The sequence below is a fragment of the Bacillus sp. FDAARGOS_1420 genome (assembly GCF_019344915.1).
Lineage (GTDB): Bacteria > Bacillota > Bacilli > Bacillales > Bacillaceae_G > Bacillus_A > Bacillus_A mycoides.
Map to the genome: position 1 here is coordinate 98691 of NZ_JAHWJB010000004.1, position 15971 is coordinate 114661.

Genomic DNA, 15971 nt, shown 5'->3' on the forward strand with positions numbered 1-15971 from the left:
CGATTAAAAAACTTTGCACCCGAACCCCTATTTTTGTAATAAAAACAAAGTTAAAGAGCATGTTAATAAAAAATAGGTTAATAACATCAATTTTTTATTAAATAACCATACGTTTAGGAGGTTTACAGAAGCATGAGTCAATTTATTAAAAGGGGTTTAGTATCCATCATATTTTCTTTCTCATTACTAGGTTGTCAGGTGTCTCAAGAACCCAACGCCACAAAGGCTCCATTAACCGAAGAACAAGTCACAGCAAATGTTTGGTATCAAACAGCTGGGGAAGCAAAGGCACTCTATCATCAAGGATATAATATCGGAAAGATGAAATTAGACGCAGCACTTGCCAAAGGTACGGAGAAAAAGGCTGCCATTGTTTTAGATTTAGATGAAACGGTCGTGGATAATAGTCCATATCAAGCCATGACTATAGCAGAAGGAAAAAGTTCTCCTTATAAAATAAAGGAATGGTTTCAACAAGCCAAAGCAGAAGCTTTACCCGGAGCGGTTTCATTTTTGAAGTATGTAAATGATAAAGGTGTGGCAATTTATTATATTTCGAATCGAAAACAAGATCAATTAGATCCTACTCTACAAAATTTAAGACAATTAGGTATTCCACAAGCAGATAAAGAACATGTTTTATTGCGTAAAGATAAAAATGAAAAAGGGAAAGAAGGACGCCAAAAACAAATAGCTATGCAACATGATATCATATTGTTCTTTGGGGATAATCTATCTGATTTTACGGGATTTGATAATAAATCTGTACAGGATAGAAATCAAACTGTAGAAGAAATGAAGGATTTTTTCGGTGACAAGTTTATTATATTCCCAAATCCAATGTATGGAGATTGGGAATACGCTTTGTATCAGTATGATTCTAAGAAGTCTGATGCGGATAAGAGTAAAATTCGTCACAATACATTACGTGCATTTAAAGTCAACAAGTAGAAGAATTGGCTACTCCCACCTCATATGTATTCTCTTTTCTGCGGACGGTCGTTTGAGAGTCTTTTACATGACTAGGAAGAAATTATACCATGTTTTGCTACGCAAAAGTGATACGGCAAACAAGTAGTTTTGGTATCTAAAATATTTGCTTCCAACCCACTATGTTTCAATGGTGAATACAAACACAAAGGTGTTACAAAATTTCACCATTGGTGAGTAGAATTGTCCTTTTTGTGGTATATATCACAATAGAGAATAAAACGCAGTGCTCAATCTTAGGGAGAAGCAATTCATCACTTAACTGTACGGGGGTAGCCTTATTGAATTAGAAGCGGTTAGGCCTTGCTAGACTTAGGAATCTCCTACTTCAAACAGCCTGCAAGGATGTTAAGTCGTGAGTAGTTCAACTATTGCACGTATGAATGTTTTACGAAAAATAAAAATGTCACAGGACCTACTCTGACATAAAAATGCAATAAACCACACTCCCCCTGCAAGCTAATTACTCTTTGTAGGGGAGGATTTTTCATAAGTTATGTAGTTTAAGCAGAGATATAGCCATCATAAGGTAAGTACTTCATGAGAGACCCGTTAGTTCCGATTTACTTAATTTTTCAGTTAGCAGAATTGAATCTTACAAAAAATTTGCAAAATAAAAAAATATATAATTTAACATCTTTATATATAGTTTGTTTCGATAGAAGGGGGAGAAATATGAGACCTTTGTACAATTTGTTACAGTATGTAAAACCATATATGTTTGTGGCTATTATAGGACCTTTATTGATGGTACTTGAAGTTTCAATGGATTTAATTCAACCAACAATTATGCAACGTATTATCGATATTGGCATTGCTAATAAAGACTTTCATTACGTAATAAAAATGGGCCTTCTTGTGGTAGCTGCCGCAGCAATTGGATTAGTTAGCGGACTTGGATGTATGGTGTATTCTACAAAAACCGCAGTTAATTTTGCTACAGACGTCAGAAAAGATGTGTTTAAAAAAATTGAAACATTCTCTAGTAAAAACCGCGATTCATTTGGAATAGGAAAATTATTAACAATCGTGACAAATGACATTACAACTATTCAATCTGCGATGAAGATGACATTACGGGTACTTGTGCGAGGGCCTTTATTATGTATAGGGAGCATCATTCTTGTCTTTATAACTGCAAGAGGTTTGTTTCAGATTCTAATGGTCGTGATGCCGATTTTATTACTGATAATTGTCCTTATTTCAACTCAAGCAAGCCGTTCATTTAGACGTACACAAGAAGCGTTAGATAAAGTAAATACCAAGTTACAGGAAAACTTGTCTGGTATACGTGTGATAAAAGCATATGGAAGACAAAACTATGAAATTTCCCAGTTTGAGAAAGTTAATAAAGGTTTAACAAAAATTAATATTCGTGCGGTACAAATCATTTCTTTGATGATGCCAATGATATTAATTATTGTAAATGGTGGTATTGTAGCAGCATTATGGATTGGTGGCGAAAAAGTATTTAATAACACGATTCAAGTAGGAGCCATTTTGGCCTTTATTAACTATTTAAATATTATTTTAACGTCACTAATATCCATTAGTATCGTATTCACCTTACTTGTGCGCGCCATCACATCTGCTGATCGTGTACAACAAATATTAAATACTGAAGCTGATATTATAAATAACATGAATCCGTATAATCCAGAAGAAGTAGATGGAAATATTGAATTCAAACAAGTTAGTTATAGCTATACGAAGAATAATGAATATGTCTTAAAAAATGTATCATTTAACGTGCGTAAAGGTGAAATAGTTGGAGTTATTGGAGCTACAGGAAGTGGAAAATCCACATTGGTTAAATTATTACCGCGTCTTTATGATGTGGATCAAGGTGAAATATGTATAGATGGGGTAAATATAAAAATGTATGATTTGCATAAACTTCGCGCCTCAATTGGATTTGTGCCACAAAAATCCCTTCTCTTTTCAGGAAGTATCGAAGAAAATTTACATTACGGTAAAGAAGATGCGAATTATGATGAATTAGAAATGGCTACTACTTCTTCTTGTGCTATAGAATTTATTAATACGTTTGAAAATAAATATCAATTTAAATTAGCACAAGGTGCTATAAATCTATCTGGTGGGCAAAAACAACGTCTGTCCATTGCAAGAGCGCTTGTAAGGAAACCCCCTATTCTTATATTAGATTCTTCTACATCAGCAGTGGATGCCAACGCAGAAGCTATGATACAAAAATCATTAAGAAAAGAACATCGAGGTACGACGATATTCTTGATTGCATCTAAAATATCGTCGATTTTAGATGCCGATAAGATTCTTGTCTTAGATAATGGAGAATTGGTGGGAAACGGAACACATGATACTTTATTAGAAACTTGTAAAGTTTATCAGGAAATTTATATCTCTCAAGGAGGACACTTGCAGCAAAAAGGCGGGATACATCATGGTTAAATTTCAAAAGTTATTAAAACAGAAAGGCCAACGTAATAATACACAGGTAAAAAAATTTACGACTGTCCTCCGAATATGGAACTACCTCGGTTATCAAAAAACATCTCTTATATGCGTTATAATTCTTGTATTACTCACAACATTACTCAGTTTACTTAGTCCATATTATATGGGGATCATTGTAGATAAATATATCCTGTCAAAGGATCTAAATGGAACCGTACAGATGTGCTGGTTGCTGATTGTGATATTTAGTATAACGACATTTTTAACATGGTTGCAGACATTTATCATGGTTAATATTGCATTAAAGACGATTCGGAAAATACGGCAAGATCTTTTCAGGAAAATACACCAACTATCCCTTCGTTTTTTTGATATACATTCTAATGGGGATTTAATGAGTCGTATTACAAATGACATTGATAATCTAGAGCAAGCTTTAACGCAAAGTGTAGTGCAAATTATTTCATCTGTGTTAACTATAGTAGGGGTAACCATTACAATGTTCTCAATAGATTGGATTTTAGCGATTATAACTGTAATTCCAGTACCTATTATGTTTTTCATTACTAAAAGATTGGTGACCTACAGTAGCACGAATTTCCGAAAGCGTCAAAAAGATTTAGGAGATATGAACGGTTTTATTGAAGAATCCATTGCAGGAGCTGATGTTATCACATTGTATGGAAAACAAAAAGAAATTCTGAATAACTTCAATAAAATTAATGAACGACTTAGAATATCCGTTACAAAATCAGATACATTTTCAGCATTCATTTATCCAATTATGAACTTTATAAATAATTTAGGAGTCGGGATTGTTATAGGAGCAGGCGCGATTATGGTCTTAAATGGTATGACAACAGTGGGTATTATTACTGCATTTATTAACTATTCTCGTCAATTTTCAAGACCACTTAGACAATTGGCTACGCTTATGAACACCATCCAAGCAGCGGTGGCTGGCGGAGAACGTATTTTTGAGATTATGGATGAGACGCCAGAAATTCAGAATAAAGCAGACGCTATTATGATTCGAAAGTTACAAGGAAATGTTACGTTTGATCATGTTACTTTTGGATATAAGAGTGAAAAAGAAATTTTAAAAGATATAAATTTGCAAGCAACTCCAGGACAGACGATTGCATTGGTTGGCCCAACTGGGTCTGGTAAAACAACAATTATTAATTTGTTAACAAGGTTTTATGATATTCAAAAGGGGCATATTCGAATTGATGGTAGAGATATAAAGGATTATGATATTAGTTCTTTACGAAGTAAAATAGGCGTTGTTTTACAAGATACTTATTTATTTGCTGGGACCATTATGGAAAATATTAGGTACGGACGTTTAAATGCAAGTAATGAAGAGGTAGTGGCGGCTGCACAAGCAGCTTCCGCACATGACTTTATAAAGCATTTGTCTCATCAATATGAAACGAAAATTACTTCAGAAGGCTCAAATCTAAGTTACGGGCAAAAACAGCTTATAGCTATTGCACGAGCAATTTTAGTTAATGCAGACATTTTAATTCTTGATGAAGCGACCTCAAATATTGATACAAGGACTGAATTACAGATACAAGCTGGGTTAAATAATTTAATGAGAGGACGAACAAGTTTTGTTATTGCTCATCGACTGAAAACGATTGAAAAAGCAGATCAAATATTGGTCATTAAGGATGGACGAATCTTTGAAAGAGGAGATCATATATCTCTTATGGAGAAAAAAAGCCTTTATTTCCAATTATATACAAAACAGTTTGAGATTTGATAAATACATTAAAAATACGATTTTTTCTATTAGAAAAAATCGTATTTTCAATGTATATCATTTTGAAACTTCTTCTTGAAGGAGACAGCTAGACTAATGAGTGAGGTTTCTTACTACCGAAGGTGCAGCCCCTTTCTACTATCCCTGACGTACAAAATGACATTTCACAACCACATTTACTACAGCCCATATAGTTTCTTGAGCTACTGTACTATCAGTATGTTCTCGCCTGTTGCTTATATTTCAATATCTTTGCGATAAAAAAATTTAAATTTTGTATTATTTTTTTACTTGGTGCTGGATAGTTTTTAAACAAGAATTAATATCACGTTGACTTTTCAAAATAATAATATTCTTTTTAGAACCTAGTGCTTGCAAAACCTGAAGTCGTTCAAACATTTTTCGTTTTCGAGGATAATAAGTTGTGTATATAAACTTAATAAAGTTCCAATCTATTTTTTCCTTACACCCTTCAGCCATGTCGGGTCTTGTTTTCCCAATGTTCGTTATCCACCTTTTGATAACACGATATAAACAAACATACAGTGGTAGTTCTAAATAAATAATAGTATCAGCGTTTTCTGCACGAACCTTCACAGTATTATTATAGTTTCCTTCAATAATCCATTGATTTTGGTTCACAATTTCTTGATGCGATTGTGAAAACTCCTCAAATGAAGCGGCTATCCAATTAGGTTTCCAATATAAAGCGTCTAAATGATACACATTAATATTTAGGATTTTCCCTAAGGATCTTGCGAATGTTGACTTGCCTACACCTGCTGAAATTCCCATTACCATGATTCGTTGCATCACATGACCTCCTTTATGTGTAAAATATTCATAAATTCTATTAAAGTGCTGTAACAAGTGTTTTATTCCAAGTAACCCATAAGGGCTACTTGGAATAAATAATCAAATTTCTATATTGTGTGTTTTAACTTCAGGTCTACCAATGGAGGAATAGTATAATTTGAATTTTTTTACTTCATTTAATTCGTAGCAATTACGGCCATCAAAAATATTAACTTCTTTCATCAACCGTATATAATTACTTAAAGGATAATTTTTAATTTCATCCCATTCAGTAATAATAAAAGCTACTTCAGCATCTTGTAGGGTTTCATCTATACTGCTCATGTATTCTACTTCCGGTGGAAGAAATTGCTTTGCATTATTTATTGCAACTGGATCGTACGCTCTAACTACTGCCCCCATAGATACTAGTTCTTGCGCTATAACTATAGAAGCCGCTTCACGCATATCATCTGTATTAGGCTTAAATGCTAATCCTAAAATCGCTACAGTCTTACCTGCTAAGTTTCTCAACTTCTTTTTTGCCTTCCGGATTAATAAAGAACGTTGTTTATTATTTACTTGAATAACTGATTTTAATAATTTAAATTCATGGTTTACATTACCGGCAATTTGTACCAATGCATGTGTATCCTTTGGAAAACAAGAGCCACCATATCCAATTCCTGCCTTTAAAAACTGTGAACCAATTCGGGTATCTAATCCCATTCCATATGCTACATCATCAATATTGGCATTAACACTGTCACAAATATTGGAAATTTCATTTATAAAGCTAATTTTTGTCGCTAAAAAAGCATTAGCAGCGTATTTAATTAATTCAGCACTTTTAATAGTAGTTTGAAAAATTGGGATTTGAAATGCTTCATTCACTGTTTGAAGTGTATTTGCGGCCTTTTCACTATCGGTACCTATTATAATACGATCCCCATGAAAGCTATCATAGATTGCTGAGCCTTCACGTAAAAATTCTGGATTTGAAACCATATGAATTTTTACAGTAGTTTTTAAATGATTTAAAACTACATGTTTAACATAATCATTTGTTCCTACGGGGACTGTACTTTTTATTACTATAATCATATCTTTTTTAATACTTTCAGCAATTTGTACAGCCACTTGCTTGACGTATTGTAAATCAGCTGATCCATCCTCCTTAGACGGAGTACCGACAGCAATATAAATCAAATCTACGTCCTTTACAGCATCACGATAGTTAGTTGTAAAGAATAACCTACCTGCTTGTATATTTTTAAGCATTAATTGATCTAGTCCGGGTTCGTAAATAGGTGAAATGCCTTCCTGCATTTTTTTTATTTTTTTTATATCAATATCAATACAAGTTATCGTATGCCCAATATCGGATAAACATGCCCCGGTAACTAAGCCAATATAACCTGTACCAAAAATAGCAATTTTCAATCCATAACCACCTCAATCATTATTTAGCAATACAGAATTTTTTTTGCATTACTAAGTATGAAAAAATAACGAAAGTTACTTGTATTTAATAAAATCAAAATTTAGATTCTTTCCAAGTTTTTATTCTGTAGATCTTGGTTTAGTTTCCTTGATGACAGCACAATTTCTATATTCTTTTGGTGCCATTCCTAGTGAATCAGTTATTCGACTACTTTCATTAAATGTATAGTCTATACCGCTAATTTTAACTACGGGTTTATTTGTCCCCCTTTGTCCCATGACTAGCGCGGCGGTGGCAGAAAGAAGATCGCAAAAAGTCTCTTCGGATTTCTTTATTTTACCGGTGACAGGATCAACTGTCTCGTTAACTCTTAAAGCTGGTACACCATATAATCCTATGGCAATCTGAGTAGCTCCTAATTTTTCAATACGCCCATCACTATCAGTGATTATTACTCCAACCTTAGCATTTAGCTTTTGCTGCACTATTTCGCTAATTTTTTTAGCACTCAAATCAGGGTTCTGTGGTAAAAGCATAACGTGATCGGAATCGATTTTGTCTATCCCAGCACTCGTTAGACGCATTCCGTTTGGTAGCCAAGCCCCAATATATCGATTCTCTATATGTATGTCTAACTTATTTCCAGTGGGATCACCAGTTTCATCGATCATTTTTTGAATAATTCTAGGATCTTTTCTTGGAATCTTTTGATGGATTTCCTTAGCTAGTTTACTTGGTTTTATATTACTAAGATCTATATCTTGCCCTTCTGCTGTTGAGATTGCTTTCGACGCTACACAAAGTATGTCACCATTTTGTATTTCAAAATTCGATTTTATGGCTGACAAAGCAATAATTTCACCAATATTATCACCTTTATTAATTCTTGGGATGTTTGGAATTGCTTCGACATTAATTTTCATGAGTTACCTCCTTTAATATTTCGCGTAATGTGATAATCGATTTCTTTGAATAACTATATTTTTCTTTTTCAGTTCTGGCATGGGTTTCAATACTTATAGTAATATCTTGGCTGTCTGGAATATGTTTATTTAGGAGAGAGAGAATTTGCGTATAATTAATAATACCCGCTCCAACAGGGACATATTCAATAGAACCTTCATTGCAAATAAAGTCTTTAATATGTATGTACTCAATATGTGGTGCAATTTTTTCTATAAATGATTCATCGATATTCTCACCAATTCGAATTAAATTAGCAATATCCAACCATATTTTAATATTGGTAAAATGATTATTGGTAATCAAATCAGAGAAATTTTCTAGCTGTTTTTTAGCAGAAACTGTGCATACAGGTTCATTTTCTAATAAGAATGTATGTTTATTTGTAATTATTTTTTTAAATATTTTGTCTTCCAAAAGAATATCAAATGGATTTTCCATTTTTCCTAAATAAGAAAAAATCCTAATTTTATTAATGGATAACATATCAGCATATTCTAGTACGCAATCCACCAATCTCTCTTTTTCTATAAGGGATAGGTTTGGATTTATACCAAAGTTATCATGTACGATTATTTCTTGAGAATCGTTGACATGCCACTTAAAAATAGGGCTTGCTATTGCAATGGGTGTAATCTTTTCAGATTTTAATCTATTAGAAAAATCGGCAATCTCTTTCCTATCCATTAAAGAAATATTTTTTCCATCAATCATGCGCAATTCACATGTTTGTAAATCCATTTCTTTTAAGAAGGAAAAAGATGTCTCTAAGTTGTCCGCAATCTCATCGAGATTGATGGTCAGTTTAGCTTTCATGAAATGGCCTCCATTAACAATTTATGAATTTTTTTTAAATCTTCGTTTTTTACATGAATATTCCTTTCAAGCCAAATAGACAATGCTAATATCCCCTGATAAATCATCATCCATAAGCCATCAATGTTTTTTGCTCCACTACCGGCGAAAAATTTTCCTAGGGTCGTTTCTACTGGATTAAAAACTGCATCAATAAATAGTTTTTGCTGCAGTTTTATATTTTCTAAAACCTCCATATTGAACGGCGTCCTTTCTATATTTCCCTTCATACCAGTTGATGTTGTGTTGATAATGATATCAGACTTATTAACTATATCTTTTACATTACAATACGGTAGTAGAGTAATTCCTAGGTCCTTTTGTCTCTGAAGTAAATCTTGGGTTGAATCACTGACATTTGGAGATTTTCTATATAGCACGTACACAGTATTACTAATTTTTCTTGATGCATAAATTGCAGCTCTACTTGCACCACCAGTTCCAAAAATACAAATGACGGGTTCATTCTTTTTTGAATGAGTTAGCAGCGGTTTATATAAGCCAAACCAGTCTGTGTTAAAGCCGACTAGACCATTATTATTTATCTTGATTGTATTTACTGCACCGATGCTTGCAGCAGTTGTATCTAATTGATCAACATACTTTATTATTGCTCGTTTGTATGGGAGTGTAACATTCAGTCCGACATATTTATTTTGGGACAACATTGTTAATGTGTCCTCCAATTCATCGGGTTCCACATCAATTTTGTCGTGGCGATAAGTATAATGACATCCAGAACTATAAATTAACGCATTGAACATAATATCCGAAACAGAATGATCTACTGGATTACCAATTAATGCAGAACATTTTATGTCCATATTCCTCACTCCTCACTCCTATTTTATTAAAATAAACAAGGTTTTAGGTGTAGTATACCAATAAATGATAAACGTTAGTCCTTAAATAATATTTTTAATATAAGTAATCAAAGGTTTTAAATATTGGTTTGATCTAAAAAATAGGTATACAGCACCAAGATAGGTCTATACTAACCCATAAACAATCAATGGATTAGATGTCGAAGATGATTAGTTTCATGGAATACTGCACAAACAGGATGAAATTTAGCATAAAACTGTATATTATTTCGACCACCTTGTTGTTAGAGTATTTCAAAAATAATAAGAGGGAGCAAGTGCATATGCCTCAACAACGAGCACCTAACGTATTAATAATTGGATATGGGAAAATTGGAAAGATTAAAGCGCAAATTTGGAAACAATGTGGGACAAATGTTTCTATATCCGATATCACTAAAAAACAAATTGAAATTGCTAAGATGGATGGATTTAGTATTGATGCCCCCCCGTTTCATATAACATATAATTTTGTTGATATTTGTACACCATCTGGCACTCATATTGATGTTTTGAGGCACCTAATATTGATGGGATGCAAGTTTGATCGTGTGGTAATTGAAAAGCCTTTGTATAGCAATATCCAGGAAAAAAATAACCTGTACCAGTTGCTAGATAATGATACTTCTCTTCATGAAAAAATCATTGTGAACGAACAGTATTACAAATCAAAGATGATAAAATTTTTAAGGGAAAAAACCAAAACTGATTCAATAACATATATTGAGATTACAATGTCAAAGAATCGTACAACTGACAACAAACATGGGAGGTTTTTTGATTATGATATTGGTTCCTATGGCATCGAAGTTCCTCATATATTAGCGATTTTGGAAATGTTAAATCAATCGATTGATGGCATGAAGCTAATAGAAAATGTTTTGTATGTTGGTTCTAATAATAAAAGTGATCAAGGGGTCCATATTGTATATGTTAGTAACAGTGGTACAACCGTAGTTATAAATAGTTTTTTGGGAGATTTTAAAATTTCTTCTAATAATAAAATTTTGGATAATTCAACCACAGATAGGCATGTATTTATAAAGGGGCAGGGATGTGAATACAGAGTAATTTTAGACCCTCATCCTTCACAGGATCGCTTAGTTACGGAGTTGAATTTTGGTAATGAATCAACATTGATTCATGATGATATGCTCAAAGAAAATATCTCAGACATAATTAAAGGCAATATTGCTGAAGGGTGTAAATTGGAATATGCTATAAAACAATCACAGCAGATTATGTCACTATTTAATAATACAAAGATAGTTACAATTACAAAGGAGGATAATCATGTCCATAACAGTTAATAACAATTTAATTACTCCAAATCAATTACCATATGAAGTAGTAGAAAGAAAGGGGCTAGGTCATCCTGATACTTTGACAGATGGCATCGCTGAGGCTGCTGAAATTGAATATTGTAAATATTGTCTAGGGAAATTTGGATATATTCCACACCATAACTTTGATAAGGTCATGATTCTAGGGGGACAGTGTCTACAAAAATATGGTGGTGAAAATTTCTCTGATCCGATAAAAGTCATTTTTATGGGGCGAGGAAGTAAAAATTTCGGAAGTGAAACAATTCCAATGGAAGAAATACAAATTAAAGCAGCAAAAGCTTATTTAGCTAGAGTTTTACCGCACTTAGATGTAGAGTCTGAAGCAACAATTGTGTTTGAATCCATAACTAGTTCGCATAGTACGCGTCCGTATTGGTTTAGCCCTAGAGATAAAAATGATTTGCCGGAATACAGTGACGAAGGGCCAACTGCAAATGATACAGCAACAATGATTAGCTACTGGCCACTTACAAAATCAGAACAGCTGGCGCTGGATATAGAAGGATATTTTTATCAAAATAACGATCAAGGATTACCCTATCCTCGTTTTAAAGAATTCGGTGGCGATATAAAGGTTATGGTAGTTAGAGATGGAGATGCTAGTGTAGCTACAGTAACCGTGCCACAAATTACGACTATGACTACAACTGCGGATCAATATTTTGAACGTGAACATAAGTTGAGAAATAATCTAACAAGTTATATACAATCTAAATATCCAAATGAAAATATTAACTTAATTATAAATACGCAGACACTCGGTAGTAATCCAAGACCTTACCTTGTTACAGCCGGTTCTTGTACAGATTTTGGTGAAGAAGGTGCTGTTGGGCGTGGAAATAAAACTCACGGTATTATTTCGAGTTTCCGTCCTAATACAATGGAGGCTCCGCATGGCAAGAATTCCACATACTTTGTTGGGAAAGTTCTTGGATATCAAGCTGATGTAATTGCAAAACAAATATACACTGTTACAAAATCACCATGTCAGGTTATTCTTCGCGCAAATATCGGAGATAAGTTATACGCACCATCGAAAATCATAGTTTCTACTGCTCAACAAGTTAGCGAGGAAATGGTGCAGGATATTGTGAAAGATTCTCTTAGCATTGGTAGTGAAACAACGCTGCGAATTATACATGAACAACCTTTCCTTCCACGAACTAATGTAATCGACGAAAAGAATTATGGAAAAGATAAATACTGATTTTTAGTAAAGGAGCGGCTTCATGGTACGTAGTATTATTAACGATTGTGTTGAAATTCAATTTTCATCTACAGAACATACTATATTTAATAACATTTTAAGAGCTCAAAAACAGTTTGGTATTTCTAGCTATAATAAGCTAGAAATACCAAAAATATCCGGATTAATTCGTTACATTACAGATGAAATTCCTCATGTGACTTATAATGCTGCTGATTGTTGTTTGTCGGTAAAAGGACCCTTAAATTGTTTTAGTGGTGGTCAAGCATTACATTTTCTTTCAGATTATATGTTTGAATGCCTACAGGCACCCTATACCAATAATCTATTAATTCATGCTGCAGCAGTCTATTCAAAAGTCAAAGATAAATCATATTTAATTTTAGGAGAAAAAGGTTCTGGTAAAACTACTGTATCTTTTCGATTATGTGAAGAATTGGGGTTAAGTCTTATCGGAAATGACCTGGTACGTGTTGGATATAATGAAAACGGTGAACTTTTTACAACCGAGGGAAGTCGCTGGTTTGATGTAAGAGAAACAGCAGTAAAGGCAGATAAGTATATGAAAAAGTTATTAGCTAGGTTAGCCTCTAACTCAACAAATTCTTGGAATAATAAGACTAGAATTTTACCCTCTGAGTACGGGATAGGAACGCATTCGAAACAGTCCAAAATAGATAAGATCCTACACGTTAGAATGAACTCTTATCAAAATTACTTTTCGGCGTGTCCGTGGGAAGGAATACAGAGAAGTTTGATATTGCATGAAAAAGTGGGCAGACATATATCGGGTCAAGCAACACCTTTTCAAGATGATCAGGGTAATTATTTAGGGTCATTACCGAGCATAAATTATAATAACGCTTCGTTAGTACGGGATAATATTGTAAGAGCTATGATTAGTACAGGGATAACAGAAATTTCTGGTCCGAGCAGTCAATCATTAGTGGACTGGTTTAAAGGAGAGATTTTATGATAACCATTGGCATTCCAACCTATAATGAAGCCAAAACTATATCCAAATTGACGCAACTTATCGATAGTGCGGCAATAAAAATGGGATTAGAGATAATAATTATTAATGCAGACAATAATAGTTCAGATCAGACAGCTACAATTTTCTCATCAACAAAAACAAAAAATAAAAAGATTTCCATCATTACGCATGAAATTGGAAAAGGACATAACATAAAGGCAATATTTGATGCTGTAAATAATCTTGACACCTGTGATGGTTGCATATTAATTGATGGAGATATTACTTCATTTTCAGAAACCTGGCTTAGAAAATTTATTGCATCAATTAGGAACGGTGCTGATTTTATTGTGCCTAATTATTCTAGAAATTTTCAAGAAGGAAATACAACCAATCACTTTGTTTATCCACTAACCTTCTATCATACGAACGGAAATTGTCCAAGACAACCAATTGCTGGTGATTTTGGTTTTTCTATAAAATTCATAAAATTTTTGGTTAATTCTGCAAAGTGGCATAAATATTGTTATAGATATGGTATCGATGTATTTTTAACTCTGCAGGCTTTATATAATAATTTTCAAATTGAGGAAGTTAATCTCGACAAAAAAGAGCATAATCCTAGCTTTGGAAAAATGAATTCTATGTTCGTTGAGGTTGCTAGTAGTTATTATGAAACATCGAGAATCCTATTTGAACATAAAAAAAACAACAGTATTTTTCAAACATTGATAAACCCTAGTTATCCATCATCACTATTTCCGCCTGAAATACCTTTGTGCCCTCAAAAAATTTCAGAAAGGAAAGAAGAAGCTACTCACATCTTATCCACATCAAAAACAATATCTAATGTTGGAGCAAAGATTATCATTAGTCCATCAATTTGGGGGGGGATTTTGCTGGATCATGAAAAACAAATCGGGCAAATAGACAGTCTAATATTAGCTAAATCCATATTGCCATATTATCTGTTACGAGTTGTAGACTATTTACAAAGTATTTCTAATGTAAAACAGGCAGAACATAATCTTGAGGAGACACTGACATTCCTGAAAGAAAATATAAAATAAGTTATATAGAATTTTAAATTTTGGAGGAAGCTAGATGAGGCTTTTAATGCTTATTGCAAAACGAAATACCAAACGTGGTACTACAAAACGTAGCACATACATCTTACATGCTGATCTGGCTTATCAACACGCTCTTGATAAAGGACACGAGGTATTTCTTGTAAATGCATACAAGGAAAATGCGAATGAATCCTACTGTGGTAGAAATAATTCTAAAATTTTTTCAGATCCCAATCCTTTCATAGCTGTCGCTCAAGCGCTTCATGTTGATGCTGTTGTTTGTTTTTCAACAGAAAGAACCCTTGAAAGAGACGCATTCATAAAAAAGGAGCTTGAAGATAAAGGTATTCCTGTAATCGCAAACCCTTTAGAAGCTATACAAATACTATCATATAAAGAACAAGCTAAAAAATTCTTTTTAAAAAATGGCATTCCCACTTTGCAAGGTGGAGGATTTCAAGACAAACATGAGCTCCAGACACTTGTAAATCGTCTTGGATTTCCACTAATTATTAAGAGAAGCGGGTTCACGGGTGGGAACGGAAATATGATATTAAAAAACTACGATGATTTAAATATTTTTATCAATGGAAGGGAGTGTTTTGGCGAAGAGATTTTAATTGAAAAATTTGTTAGTGGTATTGAGTTAGCTATGGAGATTGTAGGCAATAATGGCCATTATATGTGTATGCCCTTAATTTATAAAGGGCTTACTACTGAAAAGCCTATAAACCGTTTATGCTATGCACCTTATGGTGGAGAAATAATGCAAGAAACCATAAAACAAATAGCATTAAAAATTTCAAAAGAGCTACATTTATGCGGATGTGCTGAGCTAAAGGTAGTATATGAACCGCATTTGAATGCTATTTATGTTTTAGATGTGAGTCCACGGACAAGTGGTACTACCCTTTTAACGATGGCATATACAAATATTAGTATACCCAAGGTTCTTATTGATCTAGCTGATAATACTTGGAACAACAGTCCCCCTATTACTACAGATAAAATAAGTATCGAACTAGATCTAATTCCAGGTGCATCCCAAAATGTATTAGGGGTAATATACGCTCTTCCGACATTTTTTGAGTGTAGTAGACATAATAAAGACGGAAAATGTGTAAAGGTTATTTTAAATGGTAATATAAGCAATGTCATAGCAGATATGGAAAAAGTCAAATCACTTAAAGTAAGTACAAGACTTAAAGATAGTGGTGATGTTCATTCCCTACTTCAAAGTTTTAAAGAGTAAACA

13 protein-coding genes are annotated in these 15971 nt (G+C 33.4%); 8 read left to right on the forward strand and 5 right to left on the reverse strand.

Going from position 1 to position 15971, the window contains the following annotated elements; all coding sequences use genetic code 11:
- The first annotated feature begins 132 nt into the window (after nt 1-132).
- From I6L50_RS31810 to I6L50_RS31820, 3 genes are all read left to right on the forward strand, one after another.
- Complete coding sequence (locus tag I6L50_RS31810; protein WP_219304195.1) at nt 133-951, forward strand: 5'-nucleotidase, lipoprotein e(P4) family; 819 nt, start codon at nt 133-135, stop codon at nt 949-951.
- A 714-nt stretch (nt 952-1665) separates the two neighbouring features.
- Nucleotides 1666-3420 (forward strand): ABC transporter ATP-binding protein, encoded by a 1755-nt coding sequence (locus tag I6L50_RS31815; protein WP_257475477.1) that lies wholly within the window; start codon nt 1666-1668, stop codon nt 3418-3420.
- Nucleotides 3413-5197: an ABC transporter ATP-binding protein gene (locus I6L50_RS31820; protein WP_219304196.1), complete on the forward strand. Its 1785-nt coding sequence runs from the start codon at nt 3413-3415 to the stop codon at nt 5195-5197. Before I6L50_RS31815 ends, I6L50_RS31820 begins: the two co-directional genes overlap by 8 nt.
- A gap of 279 nt (nt 5198-5476) precedes the next feature.
- On the opposite strand, the gene I6L50_RS31825 is transcribed toward I6L50_RS31820, so the two are convergent.
- The 5 genes from I6L50_RS31825 to I6L50_RS31845 form a co-directional block, all read right to left on the reverse strand.
- On the reverse strand, nt 5477-6010 hold the full coding sequence (locus I6L50_RS31825) for a P-loop NTPase family protein (protein ID WP_219304198.1): 534 nt from the start codon (nt 6008-6010) through the stop codon (nt 5477-5479).
- A 102-nt stretch (nt 6011-6112) separates the two neighbouring features.
- Complete coding sequence (locus tag I6L50_RS31830) at nt 6113-7435, reverse strand: UDP-glucose dehydrogenase family protein (protein WP_219304200.1); 1323 nt, start codon at nt 7433-7435, stop codon at nt 6113-6115.
- 120 nt (nt 7436-7555) lie between these two features.
- Nucleotides 7556-8359: a coenzyme F420-0:L-glutamate ligase gene (locus I6L50_RS31835; RefSeq protein WP_219304203.1), complete on the reverse strand. Its 804-nt coding sequence runs from the start codon at nt 8357-8359 to the stop codon at nt 7556-7558.
- Nucleotides 8349-9215: a sugar phosphate isomerase/epimerase family protein gene (locus I6L50_RS31840; RefSeq protein ID WP_219304206.1), complete on the reverse strand. Its 867-nt coding sequence runs from the start codon at nt 9213-9215 to the stop codon at nt 8349-8351. Before I6L50_RS31840 ends, I6L50_RS31835 begins: the two co-directional genes overlap by 11 nt.
- A complete protein-coding gene (locus I6L50_RS31845; RefSeq protein ID WP_219304208.1) occupies nt 9212-10078 on the reverse strand; it encodes a shikimate dehydrogenase in 867 nt (288 codons plus the stop codon). Before I6L50_RS31845 ends, I6L50_RS31840 begins: the two co-directional genes overlap by 4 nt.
- A 323-nt stretch (nt 10079-10401) precedes the next feature.
- Here I6L50_RS31845 and I6L50_RS31850 point away from each other — a divergent pair, with 323 nt between their 5' ends.
- Genes I6L50_RS31850 through I6L50_RS31870 form a run of 5 tightly spaced genes read left to right on the forward strand, consistent with a single transcriptional unit; the run spans nt 10402 to nt 15968 of the window.
- Nucleotides 10402-11427, forward strand: a complete 1026-nt coding sequence (locus I6L50_RS31850; protein WP_219304210.1) for a Gfo/Idh/MocA family oxidoreductase — start codon at nt 10402-10404, stop codon at nt 11425-11427.
- The gene (locus I6L50_RS31855) at nt 11411-12670 is read left to right on the forward strand and encodes a methionine adenosyltransferase (protein WP_219304063.1); all 1260 of its coding nucleotides are present in this window, start codon (nt 11411-11413) and stop codon (nt 12668-12670) included. The genes I6L50_RS31850 and I6L50_RS31855 overlap by 17 nt, the downstream gene beginning before the upstream one ends.
- A gap of 22 nt (nt 12671-12692) precedes the next feature.
- On the forward strand, nt 12693-13646 hold the full coding sequence (locus I6L50_RS31860) for a DEAD/DEAH box helicase family protein (RefSeq protein ID WP_219304064.1): 954 nt from the start codon (nt 12693-12695) through the stop codon (nt 13644-13646).
- Nucleotides 13643-14716, forward strand: coding sequence for a glycosyltransferase family 2 protein (locus I6L50_RS31865; protein WP_219304065.1), 1074 nt, complete (start codon nt 13643-13645; stop codon nt 14714-14716). The genes I6L50_RS31860 and I6L50_RS31865 overlap by 4 nt, the downstream gene beginning before the upstream one ends.
- Before the next feature lie 34 nt (nt 14717-14750).
- A complete protein-coding gene (locus tag I6L50_RS31870; protein WP_219304066.1) occupies nt 14751-15968 on the forward strand; it encodes an ATP-grasp domain-containing protein in 1218 nt (405 codons plus the stop codon).
- The last annotated feature ends 3 nt before the right edge of the window (nt 15969-15971 follow it).